The 15734-nt window shown below is 73.5% G+C and carries 15 protein-coding genes; 6 read left to right on the top strand and 9 right to left on the bottom strand.

What is annotated here, in order from left to right:
- Nucleotides 1-23: 23 nt before the first annotated feature.
- From ACZ5DS_RS38795 to ACZ5DS_RS38785, 3 genes are all read right to left on the bottom strand, one after another.
- Nucleotides 24-608 (bottom strand): Rv1733c family protein, encoded by a 585-nt coding sequence (locus ACZ5DS_RS38795; RefSeq protein ID WP_468248228.1) that lies wholly within the window; start codon nucleotides 606-608, stop codon nucleotides 24-26.
- Between the two features lie 239 nt (nucleotides 609-847).
- Nucleotides 848-1567 (bottom strand): ferredoxin reductase, encoded by a 720-nt coding sequence (locus ACZ5DS_RS38790; protein WP_468248335.1) that lies wholly within the window; start codon nucleotides 1565-1567, stop codon nucleotides 848-850.
- Nucleotides 1568-1682: 115 nt separating this feature from the next.
- Nucleotides 1683-2288 (bottom strand): sulfite oxidase-like oxidoreductase, encoded by a 606-nt coding sequence (locus ACZ5DS_RS38785; RefSeq protein WP_468248225.1) that lies wholly within the window; start codon nucleotides 2286-2288, stop codon nucleotides 1683-1685.
- A 186-nt stretch (nucleotides 2289-2474) separates the two neighbouring features.
- On the opposite strand from ACZ5DS_RS38785, the gene ACZ5DS_RS38780 reads away from it, so the two are divergent.
- Together ACZ5DS_RS38780 and ACZ5DS_RS38775 are read left to right on the top strand one after the other, a co-directional pair.
- A complete protein-coding gene (locus ACZ5DS_RS38780; protein ID WP_468248223.1) occupies nucleotides 2475-3401 on the top strand; it encodes an NADP-dependent oxidoreductase in 927 nt (308 codons plus the stop codon).
- Nucleotides 3398-4165: a GNAT family N-acetyltransferase gene (locus ACZ5DS_RS38775; RefSeq protein WP_468248222.1), complete on the top strand. Its 768-nt coding sequence runs from the start codon at nucleotides 3398-3400 to the stop codon at nucleotides 4163-4165. The genes ACZ5DS_RS38780 and ACZ5DS_RS38775 overlap by 4 nt, the downstream gene beginning before the upstream one ends.
- 13 nt (nucleotides 4166-4178) lie before the next feature.
- Here ACZ5DS_RS38775 and ACZ5DS_RS38770 read toward each other — a convergent pair whose 3' ends face one another.
- Entirely contained in the window at nucleotides 4179-4580 is a 402-nt protein-coding gene (locus ACZ5DS_RS38770; RefSeq protein WP_468248332.1) for a MarR family winged helix-turn-helix transcriptional regulator, read from the bottom strand.
- 125 nt (nucleotides 4581-4705) lie between these two features.
- Here ACZ5DS_RS38770 and ACZ5DS_RS38765 point away from each other — a divergent pair, with 125 nt between their 5' ends.
- Nucleotides 4706-5809, top strand: a complete 1104-nt coding sequence (locus ACZ5DS_RS38765) for an ABC-2 transporter permease (RefSeq protein WP_468248219.1) — start codon at nucleotides 4706-4708, stop codon at nucleotides 5807-5809.
- Nucleotides 5810-5916: 107 nt separating this feature from the next.
- Here ACZ5DS_RS38765 and ACZ5DS_RS38760 read toward each other — a convergent pair whose 3' ends face one another.
- The 4 genes from ACZ5DS_RS38760 to ACZ5DS_RS38745 form a co-directional block, all read right to left on the bottom strand.
- Nucleotides 5917-6735: a DUF6924 domain-containing protein gene (locus tag ACZ5DS_RS38760; protein WP_468248217.1), complete on the bottom strand. Its 819-nt coding sequence runs from the start codon at nucleotides 6733-6735 to the stop codon at nucleotides 5917-5919.
- A gap of 113 nt (nucleotides 6736-6848) precedes the next feature.
- On the bottom strand, nucleotides 6849-8099 hold the full coding sequence (locus tag ACZ5DS_RS38755) for a vWA domain-containing protein (protein ID WP_468248215.1): 1251 nt from the start codon (nucleotides 8097-8099) through the stop codon (nucleotides 6849-6851).
- Nucleotides 8096-9325, bottom strand: coding sequence for an AAA family ATPase (locus ACZ5DS_RS38750; RefSeq protein WP_468248213.1), 1230 nt, complete (start codon nucleotides 9323-9325; stop codon nucleotides 8096-8098). The genes ACZ5DS_RS38755 and ACZ5DS_RS38750 overlap by 4 nt, the downstream gene beginning before the upstream one ends.
- 87 nt (nucleotides 9326-9412) lie before the next feature.
- Nucleotides 9413-10798, bottom strand: a complete 1386-nt coding sequence (locus tag ACZ5DS_RS38745) for a hypothetical protein (RefSeq protein ID WP_468248210.1) — start codon at nucleotides 10796-10798, stop codon at nucleotides 9413-9415.
- A gap of 340 nt (nucleotides 10799-11138) precedes the next feature.
- On the opposite strand from ACZ5DS_RS38745, the gene ACZ5DS_RS38740 reads away from it, so the two are divergent.
- On the top strand, nucleotides 11139-11927 hold the full coding sequence (locus tag ACZ5DS_RS38740; RefSeq protein WP_468248208.1) for a putative protein N(5)-glutamine methyltransferase: 789 nt from the start codon (nucleotides 11139-11141) through the stop codon (nucleotides 11925-11927).
- Between the two features lies 1 nt (nucleotide 11928).
- Here the strand turns inward: ACZ5DS_RS38740 and ACZ5DS_RS38735 are convergent, their stop codons facing one another.
- Complete coding sequence (locus ACZ5DS_RS38735) at nucleotides 11929-14007, bottom strand: SpoIIE family protein phosphatase (RefSeq protein ID WP_468248206.1); 2079 nt, start codon at nucleotides 14005-14007, stop codon at nucleotides 11929-11931.
- Nucleotides 14008-14337: 330 nt separating this feature from the next.
- Between ACZ5DS_RS38735 and ACZ5DS_RS38730 the strand changes: the two genes are divergently transcribed.
- Together ACZ5DS_RS38730 and ACZ5DS_RS38725 are read left to right on the top strand one after the other, a co-directional pair.
- Nucleotides 14338-15225, top strand: coding sequence for a hypothetical protein (locus tag ACZ5DS_RS38730; RefSeq protein ID WP_468248203.1), 888 nt, complete (start codon nucleotides 14338-14340; stop codon nucleotides 15223-15225).
- A 125-nt stretch (nucleotides 15226-15350) separates the two neighbouring features.
- Nucleotides 15351-15719 (top strand): hypothetical protein, encoded by a 369-nt coding sequence (locus tag ACZ5DS_RS38725; protein WP_468248201.1) that lies wholly within the window; start codon nucleotides 15351-15353, stop codon nucleotides 15717-15719.
- The last annotated feature ends 15 nt before the right edge of the window (nucleotides 15720-15734 follow it).

Genomic DNA, 15734 nt, shown 5'->3' with positions numbered 1-15734 from the left:
CCTGTGATCGGGTCACCGGCAGGTCAGGTCCTCGGTTGCGTCCACTTCGGTCCCGTGCGTGCCCACTCCCGCTCCCACTCGGCCAGCCGGTGGCGCAGCGCGATCCGGCGCTGCACGGCGTGCCCCAGCAGGATCACGCCCGCCGCGCCGCCCGCCGCGCACACGCCGACGGTGACCGTGTGCTGCCAGACCGCGACATCGTCCGGCGGCGGGGCGACACTGCGGCCCTGGGCGTCGAACCACACGGTCACCACGTCACCGGCCCGGGTTCCGGCCGGGACGCGGGCCAGCGCGGTACGGGTCCCCTTGCCCGGCTCGGTCCAGCGCACATGGGCACGGTAGGGGTGCTCGCGGTCGCCCTGCACCGTGGGCAGCCGCTCGGGCTTGTTGGCGATCACCTCGGCCCGCACCTCGTGCCGTTGGGCCCGCTGCGCCATCGCCAGCGAGCGTGCCCCGTCGTAGGCGTGCAGGCCCGCCGCGATCCCGGCCAGGGGCGCGACCACGAACAGCAGGACGGCCACGATCAGCACCGTCCACGCCTCCACGACGTCCGACCGGCGCCGCAGCGGATTGCGCCGCCAGCGCCAGCCATGCACCCGGGTACGCATGTCCACCTCCTCGCCGCCGAGGGCGGAGGGTCGGGCGAGCCGGGGTACCGGTCGTCCGCCCCCGCCGCAGCACACGAGCGTCCACACCCGTCTCGTACCCCGTACAACGCGCCTCGCTCACGCCGCCTACCGCGACTTCAAGCCCTCATGGAGCACGGCCTGCGGCACGCGCCCCAGGACTGCGCGAGCAGCCGCGTACACGACCCGCGCGCGTGGCCCGTCCGGGGGACGGACAGGCCCTAGCCGAAGCGCTCGATGCGGATGCGCTCGACCGGCTGGCCCGCCTCGACCAGCAGACGGGAGGCATGCTCGGCGAACCCGTTGGAGCCGCACACATAGGCCTCCCACCCACTCTCGGGCCGCTCGGCCAGGAGTGACGCCACATGTGCGGCCGCCATACGACCCACCGGAACTCCTGTGGGGGCACTGCGTGTGAAGACGGTCGTCGTCTCCGCACCCAGTTCGCCCGCGTAGATCAGTTCCTCGGGGCTGCGCGCGGACACCAGCATCCGCAGTGGCACGGCGAGGCCCCGCGCCCGATGGTGCCGCACCATCGACATCAGCGGTACGACCCCGGAACCGGCCCCGAGCAGCAGGGCGGGCCGGTCGCCCGGCCAGGCGAAGAAGCCGCTCAGCGGGCCGCGCACCTCGACCGTGTCACCGGGCCTGGCCACCGTGTGGAACCAGCCCGAGACCTCGCCGTCCGGCACATGGTCCAGGGTCAGCTCGATGTGGCCGGAGTCGTCCGGTGCCGACGCGATCGAATAGTGGCGCTGGGCCACATAGCCGTCCGCCGCGGTCAGCCGCAGCAGGAGGTGCTGCCCGGGCAGGTGCCCCGCCCAGTCCGGCACGGCAAGCCGGAACGTGGTCGCGTGCGGCGTCTCGCGCCGGATCCCGGTCAGGGTGGCCGTCTGCCACACCGCGGCAGCCTGGTCGGTCACGGCGATGCGTCCGGGCACGGCGAAACGGGTCCGGGGTACACCGGGGGAAGTCGCGGGGACGGCCGAGGGCGTCTGCGGGACGGCCGGGGGAGTCTCAGGTACGGCCGCGGTGGGGGAGGCCGTGTTCACCGTCTCAGTCACCGGAGTACCGCTGCTCCTCCCACGGGTTGCCCCGCTCGTGGTAGCCGTTGCGCTCCCAGAATCCCGGCTCGTCGTGGTCGAGGAGCGTGATGCCGGCGATCCACTTGGCGCTCTTCCAGAAGTACAGATGCGGCACCAGCAGCCGCGCCGGGCCGCCGTGCTCGGGGGCGAGCGGCCGGCCGTCGTACTCCCAGACGATCCAGGCGCGCCCGCCGGTGAGGTCCGCGAGCGGCAGGTTCGTGGTGTAACCCGTGTGGGAATAGGCGATCGCATGGGTGGCGGACACATGTGGCCCCACCACATGGAAGAACGCGTCCAACGAGACCCCGCCGAACCGCACCCCGAACTTCGACCAGCCGGTCACACAGTGGATGTCACCCTCGTACGACGAGGTGGGCAGCGCGTGCGCCCCCTCCCAGTCCCAGGTGTGCGGCTGCTCCACCAGTCCGTCGATGCGGAAGGACCAGTCGGCGGATGTGAGGCCGGGGGTGACCTCGGCGGACAGGACGGGCCAGTCGTCCCCCGCGTCGTACTGCCCTGGTGGCAGCCCTGGATTGGCGACGCGCGGGCGACCCGTGAAGCCTCGGGTGACGTTCATGCTTCAACCGTACGCGCTCCGCGAGGGTGCTCCATCCCAGGTCAGCGCCCCGCCCCTTGCGGCCGTATGAACTTTGCTGCAGCCATGTGAACTCTGCGCGGGACGGGAATAGCCGCCCGGCGCTCCTCCTTGGCGCTGAGTGCCGGCCGTGTGCCGGCGACGGCACCACGGAAGCGAGGAAAGAGGATGCCCAAGGCGTACGTCTTCACGCGGTACGGCGGCCCGGAGACCGAGGCGCTGACCGACGTGGAACGGCCGAGCCCCGGTCCCGGCCAGCTCCTGGTCGCGGTGCGGGCGGCGGGGGTGAACCCGGTCGACTGGAAACTGCGGGGCGGTTTCCGCCGCCCCGGGGAGAGCGACGAGCGGGTCTTTCCCGCGGTCTTCGGCAGCGAGGCCGCGGGGGTCGTCGTAGCGGTCGGCGCGGGTGTGACCGGGTTCGGGGCCGGCGACGAGGTGTTCGGCGGCACGGTGGACGGCGGGTATGCCGAGTACGCCCTGCTGCGCGCCGACGTGAGCGCGCACAAGCCCGCCGGGCTGTCCTTCACCGACGCCGCCACCCTGCCGGTCGCCGCCGCCACCGCCTACGACGGCGTCCGCCAGCTGGATCTGCCCGAGGGAGCGACCCTCCTGGTCACCGGCGCGGGCGGCGGAGTCGGCGCCGCAGCCGTGCAGATCGCCCGTGCCTCCGGCGTGCGGGTCGTGGGCGTGGCGAGCGAGGAGAAGAAGGACTTCGTGGAGTCGCTGGGCGCCGTGCACGTGCCCGGCGGTCCGGACCTTGCCGAGCGCGTGCGCGCCGCCGTCCCGGAGGGCATCGATGCGGTGTTCGACCTGGTGGGCGGTCACACGCTCGCCGAGGCGGCAGCCCTGCTCGCCGACCGGACCAAGCTGATCACCGCCGGGGCCCCGCCCGCGGTGGTCGCCGAGCTGGGCGGCTTCCCGGTCGCCCGCGCCCGTACCGCCGCCGTCCTGGAGGCAGTGGCGGACCTCGTCCTGCGCGGGGCCCTGGACCCGCACGTCACCCGCACCTTCCCGCTCGACCGGGCCGCGGAGGCCCTGCGCACCGTCGAGGACGGGCACGCCCGGGGCAAGATCGTGATCGAGGTGTCCGCATGAGCGACCTGCCCGCCGCCCGCTCCACCGCGGCCGGCCACGAGCCGTCCGCGGCCCCGCACGTTCTCGACAACCCCGCCCTCGCCTCCCTGACCGGCCCGCACGCCCACTTCGCCGAGCGGCGCGGCCGGGTGCTGCGCTACCCGGTCGACGTCTCGCCGTGGCTGGCCCTGCCGGCCGAGCCGGACGCGGACGACTGGGCGGATCTCGTCGCGCTGGCCGGCCCCGGCGCCGAGGTGCCGCTGCTCGGCTTCCGCGGGCGGATCCCGGACGGCTGGGAGGAGACCTTCCGGACCGAGGGCGTGCAGTTCGTGGACGACGGCCTGGCCGCCGCACCGGACGCGGAGGCGGTACCGCTGGGCCCGGCGGACGTACCCGAGATGCTCGACCTCGTCGCGCGCACCCAGCCCGGGCCGTTCCTGCCGCGCACCATCGAACTCGGCACCTACCTCGGCATCCGCCGCGAGGGCACCCTGATCGCCATGGCGGGGGAGCGGCTGCACCCGCCGGGCTACACCGAGATCAGCGCGGTCTGCACCGACCCGGCCTTCCGCGGCGAAGGCCTGGCCACGCGGCTCATCCGCGCGGTCGCGCACGGCATCCGGGAGCGGGGCGAGACCCCCTTCCTGCACACCAGCGCCCAGAACACCAACGCCATCCGGTTGTACGAGTCCCTCGGCTTCCGGCTCCGCCGCCGTACGGCGTTCCTCGCGGCCAGGGCCCCCGAGCACCTGCCGGACGACCGGGCCGCCGTACCGGTGCCGTAGGGAGGGCGACGGTTCAGTCGGGGTCGGCGGCGGTCGCCGGCCCCGCGTTGTACCGCTCCAGATACCCGGCGAACTGCACCAGGTCCTTCTCGGACCAGCCGGCGAGCCGTTCCCGGAAGGCGGTCCGGCGGCTGCTGGTGACCTGGGCGAGGATCTCCTGCCCGGCCTCGGTCAGGTGCAGCACGTGGACCCGGTGGTCCTCCGGATCCAGGCGCCGCTCGATCAGCCCGGCCCGCTCCAGAGCGGCCACCTGGCGGCTGACGGTGGACTTGTCCAGGGCGTAGTGCGCGGCCAGGTCGGTGGCGCGGCAGCCGCCGCTCTCCTCCAGGTGACCGAGGAGGGTGTACGACACGAGCGACAGCTCGGGGTGCATGCGTCCCGCCGAGGCCCGGGCCCGGCGGGCGAAGATCGTCATCTCGCGCTGGATGGTCTCAATGGCCGTTTCCGCTGCTGTCACCGGAATACCTCCTCCGCCCTTCTAGTTGTATAGTACAACTTGAAGAGGGAGTTGTATAAGCCAACCATTGGAGGTCGCCCGCGATGAGGTCACCGGCACTGCGCCATGTGCTCACGCACCTGATCACCCCGCTGCTGATGTGCATAGGCATGGGGCTCGCGTACATGGGGGCCTTCGTGACCCCGGAGCCGAACCACCTGCCTGTGGCCGTCGTCGGCGCCGGACCCGAGGCGAAGGTGTTCGCCCAGACCGTCAAGGACACCGCGGGGGACAAGCTCGACGTCCGCACCGTCGGCACACGCGCCGACGCCGTCGGCCTGCTGACGTCCCGCGAGGTCACCGGCGCCTATGTGCCGAGCGCCAAGGCGCCCGAACTGCTGGTGGCCACCGCCGCCTCCGACATGGGCGCGACGGCCGTCGAGAAGGTCTTCACACCGGTCGCCGCCAAGGAGGGTGTCCCGCTGAAGGTCACCGACGTGGCCGCGCCGGTCGCCGACGACCCCACCGGGCAGGGCCTGTTCTTCCTGCTGATCGCGCTCAGCATCGGCTCCTACGCCTCGGTCGCCGCCCTCGGCGCCGCGGGCGCCACGCTCCCGATGCGCGTACGGGCGCTGCTGGCGCTCGGTGTCTCCGTCGTGGTCGGCGGCATCGGCGCCCTGCTCGCCGGGCCGGTGTTCCACCTCGCGCACCACGGGCTCGCGAGCCTGTGGGGCATGGCGTGGCTCTACTCCGCGGGCATCCTCTTCATCGGCGTCGGCCTGCACACCTTCCTCAAGCGGTGGACCACGCTGACCATGATGGTGCTGTTCGTCATGCTCAACTTCACCAGCTCGGGCGGCCTGTTCCGGCCCGAGCTGCAGAACGGCTTCTTCGGCGCCTTGCACGCCTTCTGGAACGGCGCCGGTTTCGTCGAGGGCGTCCGCAGCCTGCTGTACTTCGGCGACGACGGCCTCGGGCGCAACGTGTGGACGCTCGTCGTCTGGCTGGTCGTCGGCCTCGCAATGACCGCGGTCGCGGCGGCGTACGAGCGCTCACGCGAGGCCAGGCAGGCCACCACCCTTGTTGAGCCCGCGCCGAGCACGGAGCGGAGGGCCGACGAAGAGGCAGAGGCAGAGGAAGAGGCAGAGGAAGAGGCAGAGGCAGAGGAAGAGGCAGAGGAAGAGGTCGAGGAGACGGTCGGCGTCTGAGCGCCCTCAAGCGTCAGAGAGGGCGCGCAGGGTACTCGCGCCGCACCGCTGAGTCGACCGGCCCCTGGCGACCACGGCCGAACCCAGTCCGGCCGGAGATCCGCTGATCATCCCTCCCACCAGGGTTCCCTGCCCTCCAGGGCGACGAACTCGTGGAAGTCCATGTTGCCGATCTCCAGGTTGCACACCATCGATCCGACCTCGCGGCACGGAAGGACGGTGGACTGCCCCGGGGTGTCGTACAGGTCGACGACGGTCAGCGGTCGGCCGGGCTCGGCCCATGTCCTGGCGTCGGCGAGCGCGACCAGCGTGGTGTGCTCCTCGGGCGGGACCAGTGCAGGGACCTGGCCCGGTGTGATGCCCTCGAAGGCCCGGTCGTCGACGACCAGCGCCCCCAACGGGTAGTGCTCCACGTCGATCTCATCCGGGTCCAGGTCCGCCCCGACCCAGCCGTCCTCATCGGCCCCGCCCAGCTCGTCGAGCAGGGCGCGCCAGCCCCTCTCGTCGTCGAAGGAGGTTCGGACCAGCAGGGCCGCGGCGGTGGAGGGCAGTGCCGGGAAGGACCGGCGTGGCGACACCGTCGGCGTGGGGAAGGCCGGCCGGCCACCGTCCCCCTGGTACTTGCCGCACCTGTCCATGCCGCGCACCAGGTCGTCGAACGCGAGCGGGCCGCCCAGCAGAGCGGCCAGGATCTCGCCGAGCCGGGCCGACGGGACCCGGACGCCGCGCCCGGGTATCACCGCCAGGTCCACCAGCAACGGCCCATCCCCGCCGTACACCACAGGGATGTCCGCCAGGACGACGACCGACGGCACGAGGCCGCCGCCCGGGACAAGCGCCGGTACGTTACCGCCGTGCAGGCAGTCCCATCCGCGGTCCTCGACCAGGCGGAGCCGCACCCCGCCCCCGAGGCGGGACGACAGCATTGCCGTCCGTTACGGCGCGAGCGCGGACCGGTCGTTCGCCGTGGCATGCGGGCAGTGGCCCGGGGAGATGGGCCCCGGATACACCGACGGCCTGGACCCGGCTCGATCCTCTGCTACCAGGTCGGCCCGATCGTCACCACCCGAGCCCACTCGGGCGGCGAGTCCGGCCGGTAGTCCGGATTGTTCTCGTTCACGCGCCGCCCCGGCCCTTGACGGGGGAACAGGCCCACCACCGTCCGGCACGGTGGCCGCGTGCTCGGCCAGGGTGTCTGTCCGTCCGTCAGGACCACGACCACGTCGGGTCCCGGCCGCGTCCGCAGCGCTCGGGCGAATCCCGTGCGCAGGTCCGTTCCGCCGCCGCCCACCAGCTCGATCCCTTCGGCCCGGCACACCGGCTGCACGGTCTGGGCCGCCGCGTCGCACAACACCACGGTGACCAGATCGCGGCGGCCGCCCACGGCACGGGAGATCGCGGCGACCTCCAGGAGCGCACTGCCCAGTTCGGCGTCGCTGACCGACCCGGAGGTGTCGACGACCACCGAGACCCGAGGGGGCCTGCGCCGCAGACTCGGCAGGATCGCGCCCGGCACCCCGGCCGAGCGCCGCGCCGGCCGGCCATAGCTGTAGTCGTCGCCCGTACCCGCCCCCGAGGCCGCCGAGCGGACCGCCGCTCCCAGCAACTCCCGCCAGGGCTGCGACGGATGGAACACCTCCTCCGCCCACCTCTGCCAGCCCTTGGGGGCGCTTCCCGGCCGGCCGTTGATGCCCTGCGCCACCCGGAAGCGCACCGCGTCCCGCTCCTGCTCGCTGAGCCCGTGGGCGCCGTCGGGCCCCAGGTCCCACTCCCGGTCCAGCCCGTCGGCGCCGCTGCCGCAGTCCAGCCAGGCCAGCGCCTGCAGCCCCGGCCCGAGCCGGAACTGCCGCAGGTAGTCCTCCATCAACTCGTCCTCGGACAGCCCCAGTTCCTCGGGTGTCACGGCTCCTTCGGGCCGCACCAGCCCGTCGCCGTACACGTCGTCGTTGATCTCGAGGTCCGCCGCGATGTTCATCCGCAGCCGTTCCCCGAGGCCGGTCAGCCCGCGCTCCCGGGCGACCCGGTCGCTGCGTCCGTGGTGGTCGCGCAGCAGGTGCGCCACCTCGTGCACCCACACCCCGGCCAGATCCTCCACGGGTGTCCGGTCCACGAAGGCCGGTGAGACGTAGCACCGCCAGTGCCGGTCGACGGCCATCGTCGGCACCTGCCGCGACTCCACCGTGTGCAGCGCGAACAGAGCCGTCGCCAAGTAGGGCCGCGCCCGGGCCGCGTGCAGCCGGGCGGCGAAGAGCTTGCCGAGGTCCAGCGCCCCCGGTGCACCGGCCGTCATCGGCGGGGCCCGGTGGCGGCCGCGGCCCGCCGCGCGGCTTCGTCGGCACGCCGGGACAGGGACACCACACCGGCGAGCCGCTCGATCGCCGCCGGTACGTCCCAGTCCTCCCGGCGCAGGGAGGCCAGAGTGGTGGCCGGAACGACCACCACGTCCGGGGCCCCGCTCTCCATCGCGCGGACCAGCAGCGTCCACGCCGCGTCCCAGCGGGCTCGCTCCGGCCGCTTGCGGACCGCGTCCACCACGCCGTCCAGCACGGCCTGCCGCAGATCCCCGCGCTCGGGCAGCACGGCAGCGGCGGGGTCGGCGAGCACCGCCTCCGGATCCGGCAGGTCCATCCGGTCCAGGCTCGCCAGCAGTTCGAGGCCGGGTCCGTCTCCCACCGTCCCCCGGACCAGCAGAGACAGCACCTCGCGGGAGGAACCGGCGGCGGTCGCGAACGCGATCAGATGCAGGGTCATCTCCCAGCTGCGGGGCGACGGCCAGGCGCCGCCCCGGCGGGTCTCACCGCTGGGCAACCGGTGCACGAGCCCCGGGCGCGCGGTGAGGAATCCGCACACCGCGCGCCGCGCGAAGTCCACGGCCTGCGGAAGCATCCGCGCATCGAGCCGGGGCAGCGCGGCCCGTGGCCAGGTTCCGCCCAGGCCCCGTACGACGACGTCGTGGTCGTGCGTCCACTGCAGATGCACGAACCGGTTGGCGAGAGGCGGGCTCAGTTCCCAGCCGTCCGCCGCGGAGGACCGCGGATTGGCCGCGGCCACGATCCGCACGCCGGGCGGCAGCTGCAGCGCGCCGATCCGCCGCTCCAGCACCAGCCGGAGCAGGGCCGCCTGCACGGCCGGGGGAGCGGTGGACAGCTCGTCCAGGAACAGCAGCCCGCGCCCGGCCCGGACCAGCCGCACCGCCCAGTCCGGCGGGGCCATAGGCACACCCTGTTCCGCGGGATCGTCCCCTACGACGGGCAGGCCCGAGAAGTCGGACGGCTCGTGGACGCTCGCGATCACCGTGGTCAGCGGCAGGTCGAGGGCCGTGGCCAGCTGGGTCAGGGCCGCCGTCTTGCCGATGCCCGGCTCCCCCCACAGCAGCACAGGGAGGTCGGCGGCCACGGCCAGGGTCAGCGCCTCCAGCTGGGTGTCCGTGCGGGGTTCGGTGCTCGCGTCCCGCAGGAGGGCCAACAGGTCGGCGGCCACGTCGAGTTGAGTGGCTTCAGAGGTGGCATCGGGCATGGCGGAGGGAGCGTATGGAGACATAGGTGATCACCTGAGGGTGTGAAGTCGGTGGAAAGAGCAGGGAAATCAGGGAATTCAGGGAATTCAGCGCGGCAAGGTCGCGTGGCGTGGGCGGCTGCGGTGGTGCCGGGTGGTGCGGCGATTCGGGTCGGGAGTTGTGTGGCCGGGGCCGATGAGACCGGCCCGGTAGAGCCCGTACGTGATCCTCCGCGCCGCGGCCGCCTCCAACGCGTCCCGCAGGGAGCCGTCACGCAGCAGCGCCTCGGGACCCAGCAGGCCCTCGACCACCGCCAGCGCGCCCGCGGTGTCGCCGTGGTCCAGGCGCTCGCGGACACCCGTGAGGCAGTCCGGACGCCGGTGCGCCTCGTCGATGGCCTGGAGGCAGGGGAGCGGCGGTCCGCCGAGCGCGACGAGCAGTTCCTCCCGCCGGATCTCCTCCGGACCGTGGTCCAGCGGTGCCAGGACGCCGTCCACCAGACCGATCCGGTGCCGGGCTCCCCGGCAGTCAACGTGGCGTGGTGCCCCCGGCGGTTCGGGGCTGCGGGGCGGACCGGCCGGCACGTGATCCGGTGCGAGTGCGGACGCGACCAGCGGGTGCAGCCGGTCGGGGGCGAGCAGACCGGCCCGCAGCAGCTCCAGATCGGGCAGGAGCCAGGTCGCCGCGTCCGGCAGGACGGGCAGCGCGGGAATGCCGCCCTCCGGCAGGGACTCCGCGACCCGCAGGGCGGGCGGTGCCCCGCCGTCGCCCGGGGCGAGCAGGTCCAGCACCAGGCGGTGGCGCCCGCCGAGTCGCACCACGAAGGGGCCGGCGGACCGCCCCTCGGCGCCGAGCAGGTGGGCGCCCTCGGCCGCCCACCGGCCGACGGCACAGCCGAGTCCCGGCGGTGCCAGGCCCGGCGGCTCCGGGTCCGTCGCCGGCCGGTCGGCCCCGGACCGCACCCGCAGCTCACCGGCCCTGCGCGCATCCCACAGATGCCGGTGCAGATCGAGCCGGTAGCGCCGGCTGGGGCGCGGATGCGGATGCCGGGCGGCGGTGTCCGAGCGGGACCCGCCCCACAGGGCGAGGCTGATCCGCTGGCCGGCGTCCGCCCAGGCCGGCGGGGTCCGGACCACCAGGTGCACCGGGCGGTCCCGGGCGCCCCCGTGGCCGTCGTACCGGGCCAGGGTCAGGGTCAGACCCGGGCGCAGCAGCCCGTCGGGCGCGATCCTCGGCAGGTGCCAGCGCAGCAGGTCGGGAGCGAGACGGCGGAGGTCGGCGCGGACCCGGGCCGCGAGGTCCCGGCCGTGGGTGCGGGCGACGCACCGCAGGTCGAGGTCGACATCGACACCGGCGGCGGCACACGCCCCCGCCCAGTCCCCGGCGCGGCGGCGGACGGTCGCGGTCTCGATCATGGACGGCGGCACGGCGAACTCGCGCACGCGCAGCCACAAGGAAAGTCGGGAATCCCCGTACGCGGTCTGAGTGAGCATCAGCACTCACCTTGCGCGGACGGGACCCCCGATCTGTCAGCAGAGTGAGTCGTCATCGCAGCGATCGTAACGGCCCCCACCCGGCCGTGCCACGGAGATTTTCCGAACCGGCCGCGGACGACGGCGCATCCGGGACGCCGGTGTATGGTGGCCGTCCGGTCGCGAACGGTTCGCGGCCCCAGGCTGCCGAGGAGGTGAGACCCATTACCGCTGTGTCAGTTGGGGTGCTCTCTCCTTGCGACAGCTGTCTGTGACGGCTTTCCGTGACAGCGCGGACACCGGCACCGGTGACCGCGCGAGCGCCCTTCGGCTCCGGGTTCCCGAAAGGCCCTCGGCTTCCATGCCCACTCCTTCCCCTCTCTCCCGTACCACCGTCGTCTCCGCGCTGCGCGCCGCCGGGTGCGTCTTCGCCGAGGACGAGGCGGAGTTGCTCCTGTCCACCGCCCGCACGCCTGCGGAACTGGCCGCGATGGTGGATCGGCGCAGCGCCGGGCTCCCGCTCGAACACGTCCTCGGCTGGGCCGAGTTCCACGGTCTGCGGATCGCCGTGGAACCGGGCGTCTTCGTCCCCCGCCGCCGTACCGAGTTCCTGGTCGACCAGGCTCTGGTGCTGGCCCCGGACGCAGGGGTCGTCGTCGACCTGTGCTGCGGCTCCGGCGCGCTCGGGGCGGCCCTGGCCGCCGCGCTCGGCGCTGTCGAGGTGCACGCCGCCGACATCGACCCGGCGGCCGTGCGCTGCGCCGAGCGCAATCTCACCCCGTACGGCGGCCGGGTCCACGTGGGCGACCTGTTCGACGCCCTGCCGAACGGCCTGCGGGGCCGCGTCGGCATCCTCACGGCCAACGTGCCCTACGTCCCGAGCGCCGAGGTGGCGCTCCTCCCCGCCGAGGCCCGCGACCACGAGCCGCCGGCCGCCCTCGACGGCGGCGCGGACGGCCTGGACGTGCTGCGCCGGGTGGCCGCCGGGGCCCCCGAGTGGCTGGCGCCCGGCGGCTGCCTCCTGACCGAGACCAGCGAACGCCAGGCCCCCGCCGCCGTGGCAGCCTTCACCGACGCCGGCCTGACGGCCCGTCTGGCGGTGCCCGAGGAGGCGTACGCGCATGTGGTGATCGGCGTACGGGAGCAGTGACCTACGACAGCTCCTGGGCCCGGGCGATGAGCAGGGCCACGTCGTCGTGGTTGTCGGGGTGGTGCAGCGTCCGCAGGAGCAGGTCGCAGGCCTCCTCCAGGGGGCGGGCGGGGTCGTCGAGCAGGGACAGCAGGAAGTCCAGGCGCTCGTCCAGCGCATGGCAGCGGGTCTCGACCAGCCCGTCGGTGTAGAACACCAGCTCGTCGCCCGGCTCGAAGTCGACCGTCACGGTGGAGAACTCGACCCCGCCCACGCCCAGCGGCACCCCGGTGGGCAGGTCGAGCAGCTCCGGCGGGCGGCCGGGGCGGACCCGGGCCGGAGGCAGGTGGCCGGCGTTGGCGATCCGGCACTGGCGCAGATGCGGATCGTGGACGGCGTACACGCAGGTGGCGATGGAGTGGTCCAGGGCCGAGGTCGTCTTGTCCAGGTGCTCCAGCAGCAGCGCCGGGTCGAGGCCCAGCGAGGCCAGCGTGGTCGTCGCGGTGCGCAGCCGGCCCATCGTGGCGGCCGCGCTGATGCCACTGCCCATCACGTCGCCGACCACGAGCGCCGTCCGGCCGCCCTCCAGCGGGATGACGTCGAACCAGTCGCCGCCGACCTCGCTGGTGGCGCCCGCCGGCTGGTACCGGGAGGCCACCTCCAGGCCCGTCGTCACCGGCGGATGGCTGGGCAGCAGGCTGCGCTGCAGGGTGAGCGCGGTGTTGCGGGCGTTCTGGTACCAGCGGGCGTTGTCGATCTGCACGGCCGCGCGGGCCGCCAGCTCCCGGGCCAGCAGGAGGTCGTCCTCGTCGAAAGGCGCCGGATTGCGGGTGCGCTTGAGGTCGAGGGCGCCCAGCACCTCGCCGCGCGCGATCAGCGGGACGGCCAGATACGAGTGCAGACCCGCCCGGCCCAGCAGCACGGCCGCCTCGGGGGAGCGGGCGATGCGCGGCAGGTCCTCGTCCTTCACGTGCCGCACCAGCACCGCCTCACCCGTCCGCACGCACTCGGTGACCAGGCGGTCGGGCGCGTACCGGGCGATCTGGCCGGGCGGGTCGGCCGCCCGGACGGCGTCCGACTCCCGCTCGGCGCGCAGCGCCAGGGCCCGGATCACCGCGGGCTCCGAGGGGCCGAGCGTGCTGGGCCGGCCCTCCACGACCGCGTCCAGCAGGTCCACGGCGACCACGTCGGCCAGCTCGGGCGCGGCGACCTCGGCCAGCTCGCACGCGGTGCGCTCCAGCTCCAGCGTCGTACCGATCCGGGCGGAGGCGTCGGCGATGACCGCCAGCCTCCGCCGCGCGGCCTCCGCCTCCACGGAGGCCCGGTGCTGCTCGGTGATGTCGACCAGCGACATCGCCACACCGAGAACGTTGTCCATCGCGTCCTCGAGGCGGTACAGCGACAGGGACCAGGTGTGGTCCTGGTCCGGATCGGCGGGGGTACGGCCCACGACGGAGTCGTCGATCAGCGGGGCGCCGGTGTCGAGGACCCGGCGGGCCGCACCCTCCAGCGCGTCCGGGTTCAGCAGCGGCAGCACCTCGCGGAGCGTGCGCCCCACGTGCTGCGCGACCGGGACCCCGTTGATCTTCTCCAGCGCCGGGTTCACCGAGACGAACCGCAGCTCGGTGTCCAGGACGGCGAGCCCGATCGGCGACTGCCTCACCATCCGCTCGGACAGCGCCACGTCCTGCTCCAGCCGCCGTACGGTCGACTGGTCGGCGGCGAGCCCCAGCGCGTACACGGCGCCCCGGTCGTCCAGCAGCCGCATGTTGCGGAACTCCACCAGCCGGGTGCTGCCGTCCTTGTGGCGGACCGGGAAGCCGCCGGCCCAGCTCTGGCCGGTGCGCATGACGTCGGCGAACAGCTTGCCGACGAGCTCGAAGTGCCGCTCGTGCACCATCAGCCGGGCCGCGAACTGGCCCAGCGCCTCCCGCGCGGTGTACCCGAACAGCTCCTCGGCCTGGGGGCTCCACAGCACGATGCGGCCCGTTGTGTCCAGGACCACCGACGCGACGCCCAGCACGTCGAGCAGCCCGCCCGCGCGCACCGGCCCGCGCGCGGGCTCGCCGCTCTCGGTCACCGGTGCCTCGGCTGCACCCATGCCCTGCACCGCCTTCACCCGTCCGCACGGCACGTCGTCGCCGTGCCGTCCCCATGTTCTACCGCGCTCACGCCCGTCTCTCCGACGCCGTCGACGACTATCTCCACCATCTCTCAACACAGCGGCGGACGTCTGCCCAAGTCACCGGGGCGCCGGCACCTGCGGGACGGCCGCCGTCCGCCGGTGACAGGCCACGCCCGAGCGCGCGGGGCCGTACCCGGGGCCGGGAGAGTTCACGCTCATGTTGCCCTATTGGTCTGTACATGACCACGCGACACGGCCAGACTGTCCGCCGACCGAGTGCCCCCACCCCCGTTCGAGGAGTCGGCCATGCCCGCGTCCCCGTCCGTCCGGCAACGTTGTCACATCATCCTCGCCGGTCTCGTCACCCTGGCCACCGCCGCTGTCGTGTCCCTCGCCGCACCCGCTCCGGCCTCCGCCGCCGACACCTGGACCGAGACCGGCTCCGACCGTGCCGACCCGCTGACCGAGAGCCAGGGGCTGGCCTCGGTGGAGGTCCCGGCGAACAGCCCGAACCGGTACACCGGCATCGGCACCATCCCCTTCGGCGTCTCCAGCCGCGGCTGGAACCACGTCGGCGATCCCGACGCCTCGTACAACGGCTACTACATCGAGCCCTACCAGCAGGACTCCGGCAACTCGAAGATGTTCCGCGTGCAGGCGCCGGGCGGCGCCTGGGCGGAGTACGTGCACACGCTGAGTCCCGGCGAGGCCCTGAACAGCTCCTGGGACGCGATCTCCCCGGACGGCCAGTGGATGCTGGCGGGCGAGTGGGGCACCATGAACCGGCTGCTTGTCTTCCCGACCCCCGGCGTCAACCCGAGCACCTCGCCCTCGGCCGACCTCCCGCAGGCCTCCCAGGTCAACCTCGACCACGCCGTGCGCGACGTCCAGGGCTGCGACTTCTCCGGCCCGACGACCCTGCTGTGCTCCTCGGACGACCCGGAGGGCTCCCTCTTCGGCATGACCAAGCCGCTGCTCCAGATCGACCTGTCGGCGGCGCCCGGCGGCTCGGGGGACGTCTCCGGCCACGTCACGGCCCTGCGTCAGCTGCCGCTGCGCAGCTCCTGCTCGGGCACCTTCGAGACGGAGGGCGTCGACTACGACCGCCGGACCGGGATCCTGCGCGTGATCGTCGTCTCGCCGGGCTTCTGCGTGCTCACGGACAGCAAGACGTACAAGTTCGCGCGCGGCTGAGCTGCCGCCGCCTGCGGCGCGGCGACCGGTGGTGCATTCCCGGAAAGTGGTGGTTTTCTGGGGAGGTGGCGCGGTTCGCGGGGAACCCGCGGGCTCGCGCCACCGCCACGAGAGGAGCGATCGCGATGGACCGTGAGCGACTGCACGAGGAGTCCGTCTCCCTCGAGATCAGCGGATGCAGCAAGGAGGACGCCCGGATCGTGTTCGACGCGCTGTGCGAGTGCTTCGAGTCCGACCGGTCCGCCGAGGACGTGCCGCAGCAGATCCACGAGACGCGGCCCATGGTGTGGCTCGGCACGTTCGAAGTCACCGACGCCCACACCTGCAGGCCACCCGCCCGGCTCTCGTCCACCGTCGAGGCCGACGCCCAGGGCAGCTACTGGGCGATCAACCAGCTCCACACGACGCTGAACTCCCTGTTCGCCGTGCGCGACCTGTCCTCGGCCTCGGGCGACCAGGAGAGAGAACTGCACGTCCTGCTCGAAAGCCGGTGACGTACCAGTAGGTAC

Source organism: Streptomyces sp. NPDC031100 (assembly GCF_055570785.1).
The sequence above is the reverse complement of the archived record's forward strand: the minus strand, read 5'-3'. Positions and strand labels throughout refer to the sequence as shown.